Origin of the sequence: Sulfurimonas crateris (assembly GCF_005217605.1) — a bacterium.
In the GTDB taxonomy this organism is placed as follows: Bacteria; Campylobacterota; Campylobacteria; order Campylobacterales; family Sulfurimonadaceae; genus Sulfurimonas; species Sulfurimonas crateris.
In genome coordinates this window covers 15,438-36,068 of record NZ_SZPX01000005.1, presented here as the reverse complement: position 1 = coordinate 36,068, position 20,631 = coordinate 15,438, and the positions used below count along the sequence as shown (strand labels likewise).

The 20,631-nt window shown below is 39.8% G+C and carries 20 protein-coding genes; 13 read left to right on the top strand and 7 right to left on the bottom strand.

Annotated features, from left to right (window positions below; translation table 11 throughout):
* Positions 1-4 precede the first annotated feature (4 nt).
* Positions 5-1,432: a BatD family protein gene (locus tag FCU45_RS06875; RefSeq protein ID WP_137013665.1), complete on the top strand. Its 1,428-nt coding sequence runs from the start codon at positions 5-7 to the stop codon at positions 1,430-1,432.
* Here FCU45_RS06875 and FCU45_RS06870 read toward each other — a convergent pair.
* The gene (locus FCU45_RS06870) at positions 1,429-2,259 is read right to left on the bottom strand and encodes a prephenate dehydrogenase (protein WP_137013663.1); all 831 of its coding nucleotides are present in this window, start codon (positions 2,257-2,259) and stop codon (positions 1,429-1,431) included. The genes FCU45_RS06875 and FCU45_RS06870 overlap by 4 nt on opposite strands.
* A 102-nt stretch (positions 2,260-2,361) precedes the next feature.
* Between FCU45_RS06870 and bamA the strand changes: the two genes are divergently transcribed.
* Positions 2,362-4,641 carry an outer membrane protein assembly factor BamA gene (gene bamA / locus FCU45_RS06865; RefSeq protein WP_137013661.1) on the top strand — a complete coding sequence of 760 codons (2,280 nt, stop codon included), beginning with the start codon at positions 2,362-2,364 and terminating at the stop codon, positions 4,639-4,641.
* Between the two features lie 2 nt (positions 4,642-4,643).
* Here the strand turns inward: bamA and FCU45_RS06860 are convergent, their stop codons facing one another.
* From FCU45_RS06860 to plsY, 6 genes are all read right to left on the bottom strand, one after another.
* On the bottom strand, positions 4,644-6,113 hold the full coding sequence (locus FCU45_RS06860; protein ID WP_137013659.1) for a Ppx/GppA phosphatase family protein: 1,470 nt from the start codon (positions 6,111-6,113) through the stop codon (positions 4,644-4,646).
* A 4-nt stretch (positions 6,114-6,117) separates the two neighbouring features.
* On the bottom strand, positions 6,118-6,369 hold the full coding sequence (locus FCU45_RS06855; protein ID WP_137013657.1) for a YfhL family 4Fe-4S dicluster ferredoxin: 252 nt from the start codon (positions 6,367-6,369) through the stop codon (positions 6,118-6,120).
* Between the two features lie 112 nt (positions 6,370-6,481).
* The gene (locus FCU45_RS06850; RefSeq protein WP_137013655.1) at positions 6,482-7,777 is read right to left on the bottom strand and encodes a sensor histidine kinase; all 1,296 of its coding nucleotides are present in this window, start codon (positions 7,775-7,777) and stop codon (positions 6,482-6,484) included.
* A gap of 145 nt (positions 7,778-7,922) precedes the next feature.
* A complete protein-coding gene (gene hsrA, locus FCU45_RS06845; RefSeq protein WP_137013653.1) occupies positions 7,923-8,597 on the bottom strand; it encodes a homeostatic response regulator transcription factor HsrA in 675 nt (224 codons plus the stop codon).
* A 102-nt stretch (positions 8,598-8,699) separates the two neighbouring features.
* The gene (locus tag FCU45_RS06840; protein WP_137013651.1) at positions 8,700-9,029 is read right to left on the bottom strand and encodes a dihydroneopterin aldolase; all 330 of its coding nucleotides are present in this window, start codon (positions 9,027-9,029) and stop codon (positions 8,700-8,702) included.
* A complete protein-coding gene (plsY, locus tag FCU45_RS06835) occupies positions 9,026-9,640 on the bottom strand; it encodes a glycerol-3-phosphate 1-O-acyltransferase PlsY (RefSeq protein ID WP_137013649.1) in 615 nt (204 codons plus the stop codon). Before plsY ends, FCU45_RS06840 begins: the two co-directional genes overlap by 4 nt.
* Before the next feature lie 172 nt (positions 9,641-9,812).
* On the opposite strand from plsY, the gene nadA reads away from it, so the two are divergent.
* Genes nadA through rbfA form a run of 11 tightly spaced genes read left to right on the top strand, consistent with a single transcriptional unit; the run spans position 9,813 to position 20,619 of the window.
* Entirely contained in the window at positions 9,813-10,811 is a 999-nt protein-coding gene (gene nadA, locus FCU45_RS06830; protein WP_137013647.1) for a quinolinate synthase NadA, read from the top strand.
* Entirely contained in the window at positions 10,808-11,623 is an 816-nt protein-coding gene (gene nadC / locus FCU45_RS06825) for a carboxylating nicotinate-nucleotide diphosphorylase (RefSeq protein ID WP_137014037.1), read from the top strand. Before nadA ends, nadC begins: the two co-directional genes overlap by 4 nt.
* An 11-nt stretch (positions 11,624-11,634) precedes the next feature.
* Positions 11,635-12,687, top strand: coding sequence for a flagellar biosynthesis protein FlhB (gene flhB / locus FCU45_RS06820; RefSeq protein WP_137013645.1), 1,053 nt, complete (start codon positions 11,635-11,637; stop codon positions 12,685-12,687).
* 27 nt (positions 12,688-12,714) lie between these two features.
* Positions 12,715-13,653, top strand: coding sequence for a DHH family phosphoesterase (locus FCU45_RS06815; protein ID WP_137013643.1), 939 nt, complete (start codon positions 12,715-12,717; stop codon positions 13,651-13,653).
* 1 nt (position 13,654) lies between these two features.
* Complete coding sequence (gene pgp6 / locus FCU45_RS06810) at positions 13,655-15,025, top strand: peptidoglycan metallopeptidase Pgp6 (protein ID WP_246032265.1); 1,371 nt, start codon at positions 13,655-13,657, stop codon at positions 15,023-15,025.
* Positions 15,026-15,069: 44 nt separating this feature from the next.
* Positions 15,070-15,954 carry a UDP-3-O-acyl-N-acetylglucosamine deacetylase gene (gene lpxC / locus FCU45_RS06805; protein ID WP_137013641.1) on the top strand — a complete coding sequence of 295 codons (885 nt, stop codon included), beginning with the start codon at positions 15,070-15,072 and terminating at the stop codon, positions 15,952-15,954.
* Positions 15,947-16,408: a hypothetical protein gene (locus FCU45_RS06800; protein ID WP_137013639.1), complete on the top strand. Its 462-nt coding sequence runs from the start codon at positions 15,947-15,949 to the stop codon at positions 16,406-16,408. The genes lpxC and FCU45_RS06800 overlap by 8 nt, the downstream gene beginning before the upstream one ends.
* A gap of 7 nt (positions 16,409-16,415) precedes the next feature.
* Positions 16,416-17,297 carry a homoserine kinase gene (thrB, locus tag FCU45_RS06795; protein WP_137013637.1) on the top strand — a complete coding sequence of 294 codons (882 nt, stop codon included), beginning with the start codon at positions 16,416-16,418 and terminating at the stop codon, positions 17,295-17,297.
* A 44-nt stretch (positions 17,298-17,341) separates the two neighbouring features.
* Complete coding sequence (locus FCU45_RS06790; protein ID WP_137013635.1) at positions 17,342-17,605, top strand: DUF448 domain-containing protein; 264 nt, start codon at positions 17,342-17,344, stop codon at positions 17,603-17,605.
* Entirely contained in the window at positions 17,589-20,237 is a 2,649-nt protein-coding gene (gene infB, locus FCU45_RS06785; protein WP_137013633.1) for a translation initiation factor IF-2, read from the top strand. Before FCU45_RS06790 ends, infB begins: the two co-directional genes overlap by 17 nt.
* 31 nt (positions 20,238-20,268) lie before the next feature.
* Positions 20,269-20,619, top strand: coding sequence for a 30S ribosome-binding factor RbfA (rbfA, locus tag FCU45_RS06780; RefSeq protein ID WP_137013631.1), 351 nt, complete (start codon positions 20,269-20,271; stop codon positions 20,617-20,619).
* Positions 20,620-20,631 lie beyond the last annotated feature (12 nt).

The following is a 20,631-nucleotide window of genomic DNA, read 5'->3' as shown; positions in this document are numbered from 1 at the left end:
GATTATGAGAACAATAACTAAATTACTATTTTTACTACTCCTATCTTTAAGCAGTGCATACGCACAAGTTGTCGCAAAAGTGAGCCCAAAAGAGGTTGAACTAGGCGAGATGGTGACATACTCGCTTAGTATCTCTGGAGAGGATATAACAAGACCAAATATACGCAGATTGTGCGATAGTGACGTTATCTCTACAAGCTCTCAGACAAGTATGCAGATAACCAACGGGTCGATCAACAAAAACTACACGCTAAGTTACAGGTTCGTGCCTCAAAAAAGCTGTGTGATAGACCCTACAGAGGTTGAAGTTGACGGTAAAACCGAGTCCAGTAACAGCGTCGAAGTAAAGGTAATTCCTGTAAGCGGCGCAAAGGATCTGGACTTTGTTTTAAAGCTAGAGAGCAGCAAAAAAGAGCTTTTTGTGGGAGAGGCGTTTGACTTGACGCTCACATTTAAGCAAAGAAGCGATGCAGAGGCGGTTGACAGTGAATTTACTCCGCCTGAGCTAAAGGGTTTTTGGATAAAAAGCGAGTCTGAGCCAAAGAGGTATCAGGATTCAAAATATACAATTACCGAGATAGTCTACTCTCTGGCTCCTCAAAGAGCAGGGGAGCTGAAAATCCCGCAGGCGCAGATGAGAATAGCCTCAAGAGGTTCAAGAGCGAGCAACTGGGGAGATTGGATACCTACAATAAAGTGGAAAACATACTTTTCAAACGAGCTTAGCTTTGATGTAAAACCGCTTCCATCTGGAGTTACCTTGGTTGGAGATTTTGCCATAGAGGCGGTTGCAGACAAGAGAGAGATCAAAGCGAACGAAGCGGTAAACATAACTATAACTCTCAGCGGGGATGGCAACTTTGAGGACATCAAAAGCTTTAAGCCTGCTATGGATGATGTGGCAGTATTTGATGAGAAGATCTCTGTAGAGGGCAATAAGCTTACCCAAAAGATAGCTTTTGTCTCAGATAGGGATTTTACCATTCCCTCTTTTTCGCTGCGCTATTTTGATCCTGAGACAAAAGAGGTAAAAGAGCTCTCTACAAAAGAGATAAAGATAGATGTCACAAATGAGCTCTCAAGAGAGGAGCTTGTCATCAAAAAAGAGGAGAGAGCTTCTGTTGGGCAGACTCAGGGAGCATCTGTAAGTAAAGAGTACGACATGCTTACCCTTATAATTATCTTTATAGGCGGAGTGGCGGCTGGCATTGCTATTATGCTTTATAGACCGAATTTCAGTTTTGAAAAAAGAGCAAAAGAGGGCTCTATAAAAGATCCAAAGATCCTTCTGACAAAACTTCTGCCTTTTAAAGATGACAAAGAGGTTGCCAAGATGGTAGAGATATTGGAGAAGAATATCTACTTAAACGAGAAGACAGAAATAGATAAAAAAGCCCTAAAAGAGCTCTTAAAGAGGTATGGGGTTAACTAATCTAAAATATCGTGAAGCCTGTTTCCGGCTTCTATATTTTTATGAACCTCTTCCCACTCTTCGTTTTGTATATGCCCCTTTAAGATGGTTAGCTCGTTTTCAAAAAGCTCTATCGCTTCGAGCAGGTTTTCTCTGTTTTGTCTGAAAATATCTTCCCACATATTTGCAGAACTCTTTGCCAAACGGCTCATTGAACGAAAACCACCAGCAGCAAGTGCAAGGATGTTGTGCTTGTTCTCTTGGTTCATAACCGTGTTAGCCAGTGAGTATGAGATGGCATGAGGCATATGAGAGATAAATGCGGCATGACGGTCATGGCTCTTTGCCGACATAAAGTACTTTTTCATCTCAAGTGAGCTAAATATCTTTTTGGCAATGTCGGCTTGAAGTTCTCCGCTGCGCTCTATATCACACAGTACTACGGCTTTATCTTTGTATAGGTTCTCAATCGCGGCACTCGGACCGAAGTTCTCCGTTCCCGTCATCGGGTGAGCGGCTACAAAATTTTCTCTAATACTCGGTGGAATAGAGGCGATGATCTTTGTTTTGGTACTTCCAAGGTCAATAACCGTCGTGCTCTTCTTTATATCTGTAAGGCTCTCTAGTGCTCTTATGATGCCATCTACCGGAATTGCCAGAAAAATAACATCATAATTTTTTACGTCTTCAAATTCTACTATTTCATCAACAAGACCAAGCATAATAGCCTCTTGCTGGTGGATTTTATTGTGATCGCTCCCCACGATACTCTCAATAAAATCCAGTTTTTTAAGACTCAAAGCTAAAGAGCCGCCCATGAGTCCAAGTCCTACAATTGCAACTTTCATATCTATTCTTTATTTTAAATTTCTCAAATTATACAAAGTTTACTTAATATTAACCTCATAAAAGGTAAAATCTCCTCTTATTTTACAACTGATGGAAACTTAATGAGAAAAATTTTAGCACTCTTTGTCATCTTGCTGGCGGTAAACTCCTTTGCTTACACGATAAAATCAATTAAATATGATGGCATGGTCAACATGTCAGAGTCCGTAGCACTTAGAATGCTAAAGTTTGAGGTAGGTGAGAGCGTCGATGAGAAGATGCTTGACGAATCTATCAAGGCATACTACAAGCAGGGGTACTTTGAAGATATCTGGACCACGGTAGATGAAGAGGGCGTTTTAACATTTCACTTTAAAGAGAAACCTCTTATATCGAACATAGAGCTGAAGGGCTGGAAAGAGAATGACAGCGAGATAAAAGAGAGCGTTATTCAGATAAAGGTCGGCTCGCTTTATGATGAGAAAAAGCTCGAAGCGGCAAAAAAAAGAATCATAGATATGATAAATCAAGACGGCAAGATCGACAGTGTCGTGGAGATTCAAAAAGAGCTTCTGGAAAATGGAAGTTATAAGATCACGTTCTTGGTCAACGAAGGCGAAGAGATAGTTATCGAAGAGCTTCTCTACAGCGGAGTATCTGGACTTGAGAGCGATGATTTTGACGATATGATCGCTAATAAAGAGAGAGAGTTTATGGGTTGGTTCTGGGGAAGAAATGACGGCAAGATGCGCGTTAACGATCTGGCTTACGATCCTCTTAGAATCCGCGACCTATATATGCAGCACGGTTACTTGGATATTGATGTAAAAGAGCCGTTTGCAAAAGTAAATTTTGACAACTATACGGCGGAGATAAGCTATCAGGTAAGCGAGGGTGAGGTATATAACATTAGCGCGATCACGATAGATCAGCAAAAACACGTAATAGAAGAGGAGAAGATAAGAGAACTTATAAAGCTTGAGATCGGCGAGCCTTTTAACGTTGAGACCTTCCGTAACGACTCTCAAAGAATAAAGACCCTTATCGCAGACCAGAGCTACGCTTTTGTTCAGATAGTTCCCGATCTTAAAAAAGATAAAGAGAAGAGAGAAGTTGAGGTTGTCTTTAAGATCATGCCGGGAGAGAAAGTCAAAATAAGAAACGTCATAATCTCAGGAAACAGCAGAACGCTTGACAGGATCATAAGAAGAGAGCTCTATCTGGGACCTGGAGATATGTACTCGCTCACAGATCTCTCCGACTCTAGAAACGCACTCGGTCGTCTTGGTTTTTTTGACGGAAATACCATAGAAGAGAAAAGAGTAGACAATCATACGATGGATCTGGTAGTTAAAGTAAAAGAGGCTCCAACAGGTAATATCCAGCTCGGAGGCGGGTACGGAAGTTATGGCGGTCTTCTTGTGAGCGTAGCGGTAGATGACAGAAATGTCTGGGGCTCAGGCATAAACGTAGGTGTTAAAGCAGAGCGCTCATCTTTGACATCAAACTACTCTTTTAGTATGTCTAACCCTAGATTAAATGACAGCGATTTCAGCGGTAACTTCTCTTTGTATACCTCTGACTACGAGTATAACGACTATACCGTTATGTCTGACGGATTTACGGCAGGAGTCGGACATAGATTTACAAGATATATCAGCGGACACGTAGGGTATGGCTATTCGGCAAACAGTTATGAGTTTGATGATACAAATACTACTCTTGATACCTTCTATTTTGAAGATTACTCAAAAAGTTCGGTCACACTCAGTGCGAAGTTTGATAATACTGATGACTTCTATCTTCCAAGAAACGGTTTTATGTTCTCTCAAAGTGTAGAGTATGCAGGTCTGGGAGCAGATGCGGATTTTTTCAAAAGCAGAACGAACTTCAGCGCATATAAAGGACTTGAAGATTGGTTTGGATTTGATGTAGTAGCAAGATATAAGGCAAGATTTTATTATGTAAAAGAGATTGGCTTTTTACCGATTGCCGAGAGATTCTACATGGGTGGTATAGGTAGTGTTAGAGGATATGAGTCATACTCACTTTCACCAACGATCGTAAATACGGATCCAAACGAAACAGACGATAGAAGAGTCGGAGGCGAATACACTGCATCTAACAGTTTTGAGCTTAGTTTTCCTCTTGTACCAAAGGCTAAGATGCGTTTAGTGACATATCTTGACTGGGGTTATATAGGTGCTTCAGGAAGTGCGCTTGTGAGTGATGCAGGCAGTTCTGATTATCTCTCAAACAATATCTCACGCGGCGGTTTTGGTGCAGGGCTTGAGTGGTTCTCACCTGTTGGACCTATCCAGTTGATGTTCTCAAAGCCTCTAGGAGAAGAAGAGGGTGACAAGACTGCCGTATTTGAGTTTACTATGGGACAGAGATTTTAAGGTTAATAAAACGAGATATTAATGCTATTCTTTGGCATCATATCTAGTTTTTTGATGCTCTCTTTTGCAAGATAGAGACTGTTCTTGGAGTGAATTTTAAGTTCTGAGTCTTCAAAGCTGAGTGTGAAATCTATATTTCGAGGGTAGTGGCCTAAAAGTGCCACAGCCAAAGAGAGAAGAAAGCTTAGAGCCTCCAACTGCTCAGAGTCCGGCAGAAGCTCTTTAAACTTCTGTATATGAGATTGTGAAGGGAGTTTTCTTTTCGCATATCTTGTTAGTGTTGCTATCAAGATTATCTGCTTATGGGTAAATCCAAACTCCAGAGCATCTTTTATAAGGTTGTAGCTGTTCTTATTGTGCGAATAGTAGTGGATATTGTTTCCGCTCATGCAGAGCTTTGCGGCAACTGAGAGTTCATAACGGTATCTCTCTTCTATGCCAAGCTCTTTATGTGTCAGGTCAAAGAGCATTTTAGAGACTTTGCTGAGCTGATTTGCATATTCATGGTTGTCAATATGAGCATCTAGAATATATCTTACGGAAGTGTTGTAGTTTGCAGGAAATCTATCGTTTGAGTTTCTAAGCAGATCTGTCAAAAAGAGACCCTCTCTCACTCCTGCACCGCTTGTTACAAGCTTTTGGATATTAAACTTTTTAAATACCCTCAAAAGAATAAGCGCACCCGGTTTTATGACATCGAATCTACTGCTTTTAATCCCAAGATCTTTGAGCTCATCTTCATCTGATTTGACAATTTTTTCAAGTACTTTTTCAAACTCTTCATAGTTTGGTTCATAAGCATGAAGTTTGTCTATCGGGTAGCCGCTTTTGCTCAATATGCCATTTGATATTGCTCTAAATGTTCCGCCGATGCCGATCACGGTAGATATATTTGTCCCATCAAGCTGTTGCAGTTGAGAATCTATATATTTTTTAGCACCGTCTATGTCGCCTTTGTCAAAAAAGAGCTCTTTAAGTCTTACGGTTCCAAGATTAACCGAGATATTCGAGCTCATTTTCTGCCCGTCTATAAGTGAGAACTCAGTAGAGCCGCCGCCTATGTCGATGCTTAGTGCATCTTTTTGCTGCGGCAGAAGGTTTATACATGCAACAGCTCCAAGATATGCTTCTTTCTCTCCGTCAATGACCTTTATATTTAGACCAAGGGAGTTTCTGATTCTGTTAATAAAATCTTTTTTATTTGGAGCATCTCTAAGTGCAGAGGTTGCAATACAGAGTGTTTTTCTTGCTTTGAATGAGGAGACGATAGATAGAAAGTCGCTAAGAGCATCAAAGGCTCTTTGCATGGGAATCTCTTGTAGATTCCCGCCATTTTGATAGGCGTTTTCGGATATTCTTACCCTACTTTTTGCCTCATGGAGTATGTGAAACGCAAAACGAGAAGTTTTTTCATAGATAACCATTCTAACAGAGTTAGAACCTATATCTATGACTGCTACGCGTTTTGCCAAACCTCTACTCTTCTGCTAAAATATTTTTATATTTAAACTGAAGTTCTGCAATGGACTCTACGTTGTCTTTATCAGGAATAATACAGTCAACAGGACATACAGATATACATGCAGGCTCATCATATACGCCTACACACTCGGTACAACGATCAGGATCGATGAAGTATATCGGATCTCCCTCTTCAATAGCTACGGTAGGACACTCTTCACGACACGCATCACACGCAATACACTCATCATTTATTATTAAAGCCATTAAAATACCTTATAGTTGTAATCCAAATTGAAATATATTTAAAATAATATATTTTCATGTGCCCGATTTATAGCAGAATAAAGCTTTAAATTTTTTTAAATGGATTTATTATTTAAACTGGAAGAATACAGGAGAGCTTTGAGCTAAGGTTTAGGGAGGCTACCGTTCCGCTTACGCCATCGGTTCTGTTTTTTATGCTGATCTTCGCACCAAGCGCATCTGCAGCGCTCTTTGCCAAAAATAGCCCCAGACCTACGCCTGATTTGTTGCCTTCTCTTTTAAACGGTGCGAAGAGGTCTGAACTCTCGTCTATCCCGCATCCTTCATCTATGACCTCAATTAGCAGGCCGTAGCTGTTAAGAGAGCTTCTCAGGGTTACGTTCTTATCTTTTGGAGTGAATTTCAGAGCATTTTGAAGAAAGTTCTGCACTATCTGGTTAAGAAGTCCTACTTGAAGAATTGCCGAAAAACCGTTAGGTTCAAAGTGCATATGGAGTGTTTTGCCCTCATTCGCTGCAAGAAGTTCAAAGTCGTCAGCTTTTTGTTTAAGTATCTGTATCACGTTAACCTCTTGAGGTTTTTCAAGCTGAGCCCCCTCCTGCCTACCTATATTTAGTATGTTTGAGACTATGATGTTCATCTCATCAACAGTTTTATTTGTTACTTTAATGGCGTCTATATACTCTTCTATAGAGCGTTTTTTTATCAGAGTGACCTGATTTTTTAGTTTGATTACCGCAAGAGGGGTTTTTAACTCATGGGCAGTTCCGATAAAGAGCTCTTTTTGATACTTTACAAAGTTTTGTATTCTAGAGATAAGATGGTTTATGGTTTCGCCAAGAGGCTCAAACTCTTCAGGAAGCTCTTCGGTTTTGATCGGACGCATAAGATGTTCATTCATATTTGAGAGCTTGTTGCTTAGTGTCTTAACAGGCGTGACAAGCATTTTAGAAAGAGCGATAGCATAAATAACGACTAATAAAAAGCCGGCTATATTAATAATAAAAAGATAGTTGAGGATCTTGTCCAATAGTGCTCTTGTCGTGGTTATATCTTTGGTGATCTTTATGTAGCTGAGTTCATCTAGATCAAAAGGATGCATAAGGACAAGAAGTGATTTGTTATCTTTTGTAGTTTCAAAAAAGTCAATATCCAGCAGAGACTGCTTAAGATATATGACTTCTATATTAAGACCTAAAAATGCCTCTGGAGAGGGAACTTCAGGACCATATATAGATTGGTTGCTTGAGATGTTTTTTGCATATACAAGAAGCTCTTGGTACTTCTCTTCAAGAATTGAGCTCTCAATATAAAAATATAAGATCGATGAGAAAATGATTATGAGAGAAGCTGAAGAGATTATGAGTTGAATTAAAAAACTTTGTCTTATACTTCTTTTTGAGAACATATCTTTACCTGCAGCCATAAATAAAAGTTTGTAATTGTAGCCAATTTAGCTTTAAAAGAGAAGTTTGCAGAGTTTTGAAGAGGGATTTAGAGCTTTAGAATTTTGTAAAAAGAGTTTCCTCTTTTTACGTTTGAAAATATATAGGTTAGTTTATCTCTTTTGGAAAGCAGAAACGATATCCGCGGCGGCGAACAGTTTCAATAGTAGTTATGTTTAAAGGTTTGTCCATCTTTTGTCTGATCTGGTTGATAGCAACCTCGATCACGTTTGGAGTAACGAGTTCCGGCTCTTCCCAGATAGCATCAAGCAGTTGCTCTTTAGAGACGATCTGGTCACGGTGACGCGCTAGGTGAGTAAGAACTTCAAAAGGTTTGCCTTTTAGTTCTATATCAATCTCTTTGTACGTGATTTTTTCTTCTTCAGGATTGATAATCAGGTCTTCAATCTCGATAATATTGCTGCCTCCAAAACGAAGACGTGCATCAAGACGAGCGACCAGAACGTCAAAATCAAACGGCTTTCTGATATAGTCATCAGCACCGCTTCTTAGAGCTTCTATCTCACTCTCATTGTCATCTCTTGCAGATAAAACTACTACAACAGTCTTTGGAGTTTTTGTTTTAATATCGCCGATGATGTCAACGCTGTTTCCGTCAGGAAGCATCCAGTCCATCAATACCAGGTCGTAATTACGAATATCTAGATAGTACTCTCCATCTTTAAGAGTCTCAACAACGTCGCTTTGGTAACCAAATTCTTTTAACCCCTCTGCAAGCATTTTGTTCAGTGTGACTTCATCTTCTATAATTAGAATGCGCATAAGTTTTGTCCTATATGTGAATATTTTGGCGGAATGATATCATAATTTTAGGTTAATTTAAAGGAGTTTTTAATTTTTTTTTAATAAAACTTTAACTTATAATTAAGATTGGGATTTGAAATAATCGCTTACACTCACCTTGCAGTCGGGCAGAATCGATGGTTTTGTTATCTTTAAATTGATGCTTTTTATCGCTTTGTATTCTTTAATTAACTTTAAATTTATCTCTTTCAAAGCATCTTCAATGAGTAGAAATTCACCTTTTATAACTGTTTTCTTTATAATATTCGCAATATCTGCATAGTTTACAAAGCCCTCAGTATCATCATACTCTATCTCGGCATTTACTATAACATCCTGAGGTTTAACTCTCTCAAAATCTAAAATTCCGATTATTGATTGAAATTTTAGATCCTCAATATGAATCGTCATACAACTCTTTTTTCTTCGCCTTTAAGTAGACGGATAATATTTGGAATATGTTTATAAAAAAGTATAAAACCGATTATCAGAACAGGTGCGTGCGCCATCTCAGGATGGATAATAAAGCTGGCAACTATCAGTGCTGTGAGTGCCGTGAGCGAAGATAGCGAAGAGATACGTATAAATTTTGCACCAAGCGCCCAGACAATAAGAGCGATAATAGTCTCGTACGGAAGCATAAACATCATAACACCCATACCAGTTGCCACGCCTTTTCCACCCTCAAAACCAAGATAAGGAGAGAAGCAGTGACCGATAACTGATAGTACTGCTATGCCCCAGAGTGTCGCTTCGCTGACTCCTGCAAAGTAGGCAACAAGAAGAACCAAAACGCCTTTGATGGCATCAAGAGCCAGTGTTGCAGCTCCTAGTTTCTTTGCCAAAGAGGGGTCTCTCTCTTTAACGACCCTTAAAACATTCGTTGCACCGATACTGCCCGAACCGCTTGCTTTTACATCTACGCCTGCAAATTTCTTTGCTAAAAGCAGACCAAAGGGTATGCCGCCGACCAGATAAGCAGCTATAAAAAACTGAGCGTTTGTGTTAAATAAAAAATCCATTTAAGACCTTGTTGTGGGCACTTCTGAAAAATCCTTTAATTTATAGGATTTTCAGAAGTGCCCTGAATATTTATGCCATTTTACTTTGTTTATGATTACAAGCATATAAATTTAATATGCCAAATAATATTTTTGCTATAATGGCGCAACTATATAAGTATGAGGATTTTTTTTGAAACTTACTAATGAAGAGCTAAGAGAGAAGATAAATGAGTATAAAAAGAAGCTAAGCGTAACGGTTGTTGCGCACTTCTACCAAAGAGATGAAGTTTTTGAGATGGGTGATATCACTGGGGACTCTCTAGAGCTTGCAATAAAGACAAAAGAGGATAAGTCTGATTATGTCGTATTTTGCGGTGTCGGATTTATGGGGCAGAGCGTAAAAGTACTATCTCCTAACAAAAGAGTCGTTATGCCAAAGGCGGCATGTTGTGCCATGGCTACGATGATTGATGGCATGCAGTTTGACGCTTCGGTAAAAACACTCAACGAAGCGGGAATACCAAACGAAAACATACTGCCAATAACCTATATAAACTCAAATGCCGAAGTAAAGGCAAAAGTTGCACAGATGGGCGGAATGGTCTGTACAAGCTCAAATGCTAAAAAAATCATAACAAAAGCGCTTGAAGAGGGTAAAAAGATACTTTTTGTGCCCGACAGATGTCTTGGGCAAAATATTGCAAATCAGATGGGACTTAAATCCTGCGTTATCGGAGACGGGAGTAACCCTGCTGAATCGGACATTATCTGTTTTAACGGCTTTTGTTCCGTGCATCAGCTCTTTAGCGTGGATGACATCAACTTTTACCGTAAAAAATATCCGGGTATTTTGATAGTAGTTCATCCCGAGTGTGATCCTGCTATCTGTGATGCGGCCGATTTTGTTGGCTCGACTTCACAGATCATAAAATATATAAAAGAGCTTCCAGAAGAGCAAAAGGTAGCGGTTGGAACGGAGTTTAACCTAGTTAACCGCCTTCGTCCTAAAAATACTTATGTGCTCTCATCTACAAAGCCTGAGTGTCCGACCATGAACGAGACAACTCTGCAGGACCTTTACGACATACTAAAATCAATTGATGAAGGTGCTCCGCTCAACGAGATTCATGTTGATGAAGAGACGCAAAAATGGGCAAAGATAGCTCTAGAGAGAATGTTGGCACTATGATGGAAGAGTTTGTAAAAGCAACGCTTGAGCAGGATGTTGGACGCGGAGACCTTTATGCTTTGGTTGAACCTAGTGTTGCTGCTACGGCAAGGATCATTGCAAAAAGTGACGGGGTGACAGCCGGTGTTGAGTATATAAATACTCTGGCTAAACTTGAAGATTTTGAAATAAACTGGAATGTCCATGACGGCGAGAGTTTCTCAAAAGGCGACACTCTTGCAAACATAAGCGGTACTTCACATGTCCTGCTTAGAATAGAGAGAACACTTTTAAATATGCTTCTTCACGCAAGCTCGATCGCTACTCTGACAAAAAAATATGCCCAGATAGTCGAACCTTATGGAGTAAAACTTCTTGACACAAGAAAAACTAGACCTCTGCTTAGAGTTTTTGAGAAGTATGCAACTCGCTGCGGCGGAGCTGTAAACCACAGAATGGGGCTTGATGACTCGCTTATGATAAAAGACACCCATCTAAAAACGATCGAAGATCTAAAGCTCTACATTAAAAAAGCCAGAAACAAGATCCCTTTTACTGCAAAGATAGAGGTTGAAGCGGAGAGTTTTGAGATGGCAAAAGAGGCTTTTGAAGCTGGTGCTGATATTGTAATGTGCGACAATATGACCCCTGATCAGATACGCGAGGTCGTAAAATACAGAGATGATAATTTTTCGCATATACTTCTGGAAGCAAGCGGAAATATATCTCTGCAAACCATAGAGTCTTACGCCAAAACAGGCGTTGATGCAATCAGCAGCGGTTCGCTTATCCACCAAGCAAACTGGATCGATCTATCAATGAAAATGGATTAAAAAATTAATTCATGGCTGATGATCAGGAAAAAACCGAAGAACCCACCGCCAAGAAGATAGAGGATGCCCGAAAAGAGGGGAATGTTCCAAAGTCTCAAGATGCATCGGGGGTGATGACCCTCTTTATTGCAATACTTGCTTTTTTACTTCTTTTTCCATATATGAGTGACCATATGCTTGCCCTCTCAAAATACTACTTCTCTCTTTTAGGGATGCCGCTTGATAGGGCAATGATGGTAGATATTGCTATTGTGACCATAAAAGAGTTTCTTCTTATCGTGATGCCTCTTACAATTGCTGTCGCTATTACCGGTGTTGTAGCGGCAATTGCCCAGTTTGGTTTTCTCTTTACTACAAAAGCGATCGTGCCTGATCTAAAAAAAATAGATCCTATAAAAGGGACAAAAAATCTATTTTCTATGAAAAAAATTATTGAAGGCATCAAGATTACCTTTAAATCTTTTACTACTTTGGGTGTTGGTTTTGTATTTTTCTTTCTCTTTATAGTAGAACTTCCTACAGTTGCACTTTTCGGGCTGGGGGATCAGATGATCTGGCTTAAAGACAAGGCTTTGATAATCGCGCTTGTAATGCTTTTTATCATTTTTGTATTTGCTATAATCGATGTCATTATTGTAAGAAAGCAGTATTTTGACGGTTTGAAGATGAGCAAGCAAGAGGTCAAGGATGAGATGAAAAACATGGATGGAGATCCACTCATCAAAGCAAAGATCCGTCAGATCCAGATGCAGGCATCAAGAAAGAGGATGATGGCTGAAGTTCCACATGCAGATGTTGTTATAACAAATCCGACACACTATGCAGTTGCCATAAAGTATGATGAGCAGAAGTCGCATGCGCCTATAGTCGTGGCAAAAGGAATGGACAATATAGCATTGCAGATTAAAAAAATAGCTAGAGAAAACAACGTCCATATAGTTCAAAATCCTCCTTTGGCAAGAAGCCTTTATGCACAGGTGGATCTGGACAGACCAATACCGAGTGAACTATTTGCCGCCGTTGCCGAAGTGTTGGCATACGTTTACAAAATGAATAAGAAGTAGTATACAATTCCCAAAAAGATATAAAAATTGAGTAAAATTTTAGCAAAAATTGAAAAGGCCGAGCATATCGTTCTTATCTCACATATCAACCCTGATGCAGATTCTCTGGGAAGTGCGAGTGCCATGTATACCATGTTGCTTCAAAAGCATAAAAAAGTATCATGGTTTTGCAAGAGTAGTGAGATAGATCAAAAATTATCTTTTTTGCCATGGTTTGAAAAGATAAAAAGCAGGTTTCCCGCATCTGCAGATCTGGCAATTGCGTTTGATTGTGCCGACAAGAAGCGTCTTGGAGTTGAGATCGAGTGTGATCTGATCAATATAGATCATCACATTACTAACACAAACTACGGCGATCTCAATTTTGTAGAACCTGACTTTATAAGTACGACCGAACTTTTATATGATCTTTTTAAAAAAAATGGTGTAAAGATAAACCCAAAAATGGCAACCGCTATCTATGCAGGTCTTCTGGATGACTCAGGTGCTTTTTTGTCTCAAGAGGTCGATGGCACGACATTTGCTACGGTTGTGGAGTTGATCGAGCATGGTGCTGATTTTAAATTATGTAATAAAAAAATTGCCAAAAGTGTCTCACTTGCGGCTTTTAGATTAAAGTCGGTTATGTATAAAAATATGCTCTTAGAAGAGAGTGCAAAAGTATCCGTTTTTTGTCTTAGCCGCGAAGATATGGCGATGAGCGGTGCAGTTGCAGAGGATTGTGAAGCACCGCTGGAGGAGTCTTTGTATCTTCCTCACGTTGAGGTTGCCGTGCTGCTTAGAGAACAGAGAGATTTAGGAATAAAGTGCTCTCTTCGCTCCTCATCTACCGTAGATGTAGGTAAGATTGCCACTCTTTTTGGAGGCGGCGGACATTTTAGCAGAGCCGGCTTTGAGATTTATGAGAAGCTCTCTTTAGATGAAGCAAAAAACAGAGTATTAGATTTGATAAAAAAGGAGTTATAGTTTGAGAAGAGGAAGAGAAAAAGGATCTTCGGCACTGCTGCTAACAATAGCAGCAGTAGTGATAGGTGTTGGTTTATACGTTTACAATTCGGCGATGTTTGAGAGAGAGTCACCTGTGATCTCTATGAAAAACAACGGGTACTGGAACCTGAAAAATCCGCTTGAGTTAACTATTAATGACAGCAGCGGTCTAAAATCGTATAAAGTAACACTGGTAACAAAGTCGGAAGAGACGCTTCTTTATCATGAACAGTTTTTAACTCCAAAAGAGTCTCTAAATATTAGTGTAGAGCCTCCTAAAAGTGCTTATGCTATGAGCGAAAAAGAGATCAAAATAGTTGTCGAGGCACAAGATTCAAGCAAGTGGAATTTTTTAAACGGAAACGTTGCCCAAAATGAGTTTAAGCTAAAAATAGATAAAAAAAGACCTCTTTTAGGCACTATCGCAAACTCATATAAGATTAAAAAGGGCGGTGCGGCACTTGTAGTTTTTAAAGCAGAGGATGAAAATCTAAAAGAGCTCTATATTCAGACAAACTTTGACAAGCAGTTTAAAGTTCAGCCTTTTTACAAAGATGGGTACTACATCTCGCTTCTGGCTTGGCCTGTGACTGAGTCAACCTTTAAAGCTACAATTATGGCAAAGGACAAGGCTGATAACATCTCACGAGCCGATGTGCCTCTCTATCTCAAAGATGCGAGTTACAGAGTCTCAAACATAAAGATAAGCGACAATTTTTTAAAGGGAAAAATCGCAGAGCTTGCCGAAGAGTTTGCTGAAACACAAGGCGTTACAGACTCAATAGAGCAGTTTAAGATAATAAACGAAGACGTAAGAGCAAAAAACGAAGAGTTGATCCATGAGATAACTTCAAAAGTATCCGACGAGATGATAGATGATTTTAAGGTCACTAAGATGTATCCTCTGAAAAACGGTGCAGTTGTCGCCTATTTTGGAGATCATAGATTCTACTTTTATGAAAATAAAAAAATCAGTGAGGCATACCATCTGGGTCTTGATTTGGCCAGCAACGCAATGGCAGAGATCAAACCGCAAAACGGTGGAGAAGTAGTTTTTACAGGATTTAACGGACTTTATGGCAATATGCCTATAATCTCCCACGGATTGGGGCTTTATACACTTTATGGACACTGCTCAAGTGTTAATGTCAATATAGATGACAAAGTAAAAGGCGGCGCTCATATAGCTAACACCGGAAAAAGCGGTTATGCAATGGGAGATCATCTCCATTTCGGGATTTTAATTCAGGGAATTGAGGTGCGTCCGGCAGAGTGGATGGACACTACATGGATAAAATTAAATATAAACGACGTTATTGATAACGCAAAGAGCATTATTGATAGAAAGTAAATTTAGTGTACAATTTGCTTTAAAGTAAGAGATAGGGATAAAAGATGTATCAAACAACTATAAAAAAGAGTGTTGAGCTTGTCGGAATTGGTCTTCACAAAGGCTCTGCAGTCAAGTTAAGATTGGAGCCTTTAGAGTCAAACAGCGGTTTGATATTTTATCGAAGTGACGTAGATGTGGCGATCCCTCTTATTCCTGAGAATGTTGTTGATACAAAAATGGCTACCGTTATCGGAAAAGACGGCTATGTCATCTCCACTATAGAGCATATGCTCTCTGCTATTTACGCTTACGGAATTGATAATCTCAGAATTATAGTAGACGCTGACGAGATTCCCGTAATGGACGGCAGTAGTGCAAGTTTTTGTATGCTTTTGGATGAAGCGGGCATAGCGCAGTTAGATGTTCCAAAAAAAGTGATGAGAATTAAAAAAGAGGTAGTCGTTCAAGAGGGGGAGAAGTATGTAAAACTCTCTCCTTCTCCTGATCTTCAGTATGGCTTTACCATCAAATTTCCTCATCCTGTTATTCAGAAACAGGAGTATGTCTTAAACTTTACAAAGCAGAACTACAAAGATGAGATCTCACGTGCCAGAACCTTTGGTTTCTTGCATGAGGTTCAGTATCTGCGCTCAAAAGGTCTGGCACTCGGCGGTTCTTTAGAGAATGCGGTCGTGCTTGATGAGAAAAAGGTGCTAAATCCTGAGGGGCTTAGATTTCCCGATGAGTTTGTAAGACATAAGATACTCGATGCGATCGGAGATATGGCTCTGATCGGTATGAACTTTGTAGGCAACTACGAGGCGATGGCGGGGAGTCATGACCTTAATCATAAACTGACCCTTGAACTTCTAAAAGATGCGCAAAATTATGAGATAGTAGAGCTGGTAGGCGAAAAAACTATGGAGCTTGAAAAAGCGTATGCCTAAGAGCGTCGATCTTGTTTTTGTAACTCTCTCTTCGCCGATACAAATCGGCATATATGAAGATGGGAAGATTATTAGAAGAGTAGTTAGTGAAGAAAAAAGCTCTGAAGTTCTGCCGAAGATATTTGATGAGCTGTTAAAAGAGTACTCCGTTAAAGGACTCTATTATGCAAACGGGCCGGGCAGTTTTATGGCAATAAAAATCGCATATATTTTTCTAAGATCGATGAGCATTCTAAAAAATATACCTCTTTTTGCAACAGATGCGTTTTATTTTAATAAAAATCAACCAATCAAAGCGATTGGAAAGCTATATTTTGTTAAAATTTCATCAGAAATAAAAACCCAAAAACTAGAAACGGTACCCGAAGCGAGTTTTTTGCTTCCGGATGTGCTTGAGTATAATGAGTTTAGTACAGCTGCATCTCCTCTTTACGCTATAGGGGCAGTTGGATAGGAAAAAAGTGACAGTAAGTGTACCGGCAACAAGCGCAAACCTCGGACCTGGATTTGACTCTTTAGGTTTAGCAGTTGATCTACGAAATGTAGTTGAGTTTCATCCATCAAAGTTTTTCAGTGTCAGCATAAAGGGCGAGGGGGAGAACAATCCTAAGCTAAAGGGCAACAATCTTTTTGTCAGCATCTTTAATGAACACTACAACAGGCTTACCAAAAAGCGACAAAACTTTAAGTTTACGTTTTACAACCAGATACCTATGTCTAGAGGTCTGGGCAGCTCTTCTGCCGTAATAGTTAGTGCAATTGCAAGCGCGCATGAAGCAGCGGGTATAAACGTCTCAAAAAGAAGAATACTAAACCACGCTCTGGTCTATGAGTCCCATCCTGACAATATAACTCCTGCTGTAATGGGCGGTTTTAATGCTGCGACCGTAGAGAAGGGAAAGGTTTTTTCGCAAAAAAAACATCTTCCCGATTATATTAAAGCGGTTGTGGTAATCCCCAACAAGCAGATGAACACCGCAAGAGCAAGAACGCTTCTGCCAAAATCATACTCCAAAGAGAACGCTATTTACAATCTCTCACACACTGCGCTTAGCGTTGCGGCTTTTTTTAACGAAGATTGGGAGATCTTAAAACTTGCTTCGCAGGACAGATTTCACCAAAAGGCGAGAATGAAAACACTGCCTGAACTATTCGGAGTCCAAAAGACCGCATATGAGAGCGGTGCGCTTATGAGCACTCTCTCGGGGAGCGGTTCAACATTTTTCTCAATGGTATATGATGAAGATTCTGTAGCAATCGCAAATAAGCTGAGCCAAAAATTTCCGGAATTTGTGGTAAAGATACTGGATTTTGATAACGACGGACTTATAGTAGAAAAATAGGTTAATTGATATCTTCTTAGTAAATCAAGGAAGTTTTGGATATAATGGCGAAAAAATTAAACCAGCCTCTTAGGATGTGTATCTCTTGCAGGCAGAGAGACGCGCAAAACAATCTTATAAGACTTCAGTGCATAGATTCACAGCTTAGTCTTTTTAGAGGTAGCGGCAGAAGTTTTTATATATGCAAAATTTGTCTTGCAGATGAGAAAAAAGTATTAAAAGCGTTGATGCGGCAATGCAAAAGCGGTGAGAGAGACAAACTTGCCAAAACACTAAAGGAGATCATCACTGATGACAGAAAAAGTTAGAGTACATGAAGTTGCAAAAGAGCTAGGGATAACTTCAAAAGATGTTGTTAAAAAAGCCTCAGATATGGGTCTTGACGTAAAGTCGGCAAACAGCTCAGTTACAATGCAAGAAGCAGAGAGTTTAATGAACTATATTATGAGCGGCGAGCTTGCAGAGGCACCAAAGACAGAGACTGAAACAACTGCTAAAACAACCAGTGATACTCAAAAAGAGAAAGCTCCTAAACAAGAAACTCCAAAAGCTGACGATAAAAAACCTGATGCCAAGCAGGAAGATAGCGCAAAAAAAGAGGTCGCTAAAGAAAAAGATGAGAGTGATGAGAAAAAAGTAGAGACAAAAACAGCTCTAAAAGAGGAAAAACCTCAAATAAAAGAGAGCAACGATACTCAAGAGGAAGCTGAGAGCTCAACAGCAACTGAGGAGCCTAAAAAGATGCAGATCAAAAAGTCTGGTCTTAAGATCGTTAAAAAGAAAAAACAGCCTCAAGAGAGTTTTGATAAAGAGGATTTCGAACAACCGTCAAAATCAAAGTCAACAGTCTCTACATACGGTAAGATGAGCGCTGATGTTTTAGAAGAGCTGGCTAAAAAGAAAAAGATAAAACAGGCTGCAGGAGCTAAAAAGCAAGAGCAGGGCGTAAAGATAGATATTTTCGGCGGCTCTTTGGCTGAAGTCTCCATGGATATGGATGATCAGGTAGTTTTACTTGATCTAAACGCTACAGAGAGACGCGATATGATTCCTGAGGAGCCAAGAAAGCCAAAAGCTCCAAAGCCTATAGGAAGAAATGCAAATAAAAAAGCTGCTCCAAGAGGCAGAAAAGTTGCTCGTGACAAGAGAAAGAAATATACAAAAGACAAACCTGAAGATCTTGTAGTCACACATGTTGAGATCCCTGAAGATATTCGTGTTTACGAGTTCGCAGAAAAGTTAAACCGTCCTATCTCCGATGTTATAAAAGTTCTCTTTAGCCTTGGGTTGATGATGACTAAAAATGACTTTTTGGGAAGTGACGAGATCGAGATCCTCTCTGAAGAGTTCGGTGTTGAAGTAACTATCGTAGATCCAAAAGATGCGTTTAACTACGAAGAGGATATGGCAGAGGAGATCGATGAAAATGCAACAAAAAGAGCTCCTGTTATTACTATTATGGGACACGTTGACCACGGTAAAACTTCACTTCTAGATGCGATAAGAAAAGCAAAAGTGACTGAAGATGAAGCAGGCGGCATCACGCAGCATATCGGTGCATATACGATCGAGCAAAACGGAGAAGCGATCACGTTTATAGATACTCCGGGACACGCAGCATTTTCACAGATGCGTCAAAGAGGTACTGATGTTACGGATATTATCGTAATAGTTGTAGCGGCTGATGACGGTGTTAAGCCACAGACCGAAGAGGTTATAAAACTTGCAAAAGAGTCCGGTGCTCCTGTGATCGTAGCTCTAAACAAGATGGATAAAGAGACAGCAAACCCTGATATGGTCAAAGGACAGATGGCTGAACGCGGTCTTAACCCTGCTGATTGGGGCGGAGATATAGAGTTTATTCCATTGTCTGCTAAAACAGGGATGGGGATAGATGATCTTCTTGAAAATATCCTGCTGACTGCTGAAGTTCTAGAGCTAAAAGCAAACGAAAATGCTATGGCAAAAGCTGCGGTTGTTGAGTCTTCTCTTGAAAAAGGACGCGGACCTGTTGCTACTGTAATCGTTCAAAACGGAACGCTTAGAGTAGGTGATTATGTTGTGTGCGGCAGCTCTTTCGGTCGCGTAAAAGCTCTTATAGATGAGCATAAAAAACAGATAAAAGAGATAAAGCCAAGTCATACTGCGGTAGTAGTAGGTCTTAATGAAGTTCCATCTTCGGGTGAAGTTATGATGGCTATGAACAGCGATAAAGAAGCTAGAGAGTATGCACAAAAACGTCATGAGTATGATAGACATAAAGAGCTTTCTCACAGTACGAAATCAACTCTTGAAGATATGACGAGCATGATCGCAGAGGGCAAACTGAAATCTCTTAAAGTTGTTCTTAAAACAGATGTTCACGGTTCACTTGAGGCTATTAGAAGCTCACTTAGCGAACTTAGAAATGATGAAGTTAAAGTAAATATTATCTCATCAGGTGTTGGCGGAATCACGGAAAATGACGTTGAGCTTGTTGCAAACAGTGAGAACTGTGTTCTTCTTGGATTTAACGTTCGCCCTACAGGCAGCGTCAAAGCACTTGCTAAACAGAAAAATGTTGACATTAGAACATACTCTATCATCTATCAACTATTAGATGACATGACAGGAATGCTAACGGGTATGATGTCGCCTAAATTTACTGAAGAAAATACTGGTCAGGCTGAAGTCAGAGACACATTTAAATCTCCTAAGGGAATGGTTGCAGGATGTGTCGTAGTTGACGGAAAACTTGTACGCGGCGGTCTTGTTCGTGTTATTCGTGATGGAGTAGTAATCCACGAGGGTGAGCTTACTTCACTAAAACGCTTTAAAGATGACGTTGAAGAGATCGGTAACGGTTACGAGTGCGGTGTTATGATCAAGGGTTATGACGATGTTATAGTCGGCGACGTAATTGAGACATTCAAAAAAATTGAGCAAAAAGTGTCACTATAAAAGCAAGCTTTTTAAGATTGGAGTTTAGATTATGACTGAGGCTGAAATAAAGCTAAAGAGAACAGAGTCGGTTCTTCTTGAATTGATTCCCGAAGCTTTAGGCTCTCTAAGCGATGCAAGACTGCATCAGCTTGATATTATAGATATAAAGTGTTCACGCGGAAGAAGTGATGCCAAGGTCTATATTGATCCTGCATCTTTCAGCGAGCAGAAGAAGAGCGAATTTTTAAAGCTTTTAAAAAAAGCAAGACCTATTATTGAGACATTTTGTATGAAAGATCAGGGATGGTTCCGCTCTCCAAAGCTTACGTTCGAGTTTGATGAACAGCTCAAAAAAGTTCAGAATATTGAAGAGCTATTTAAGAAAATAGCCAAAGATTAAGCGGGTAGATTT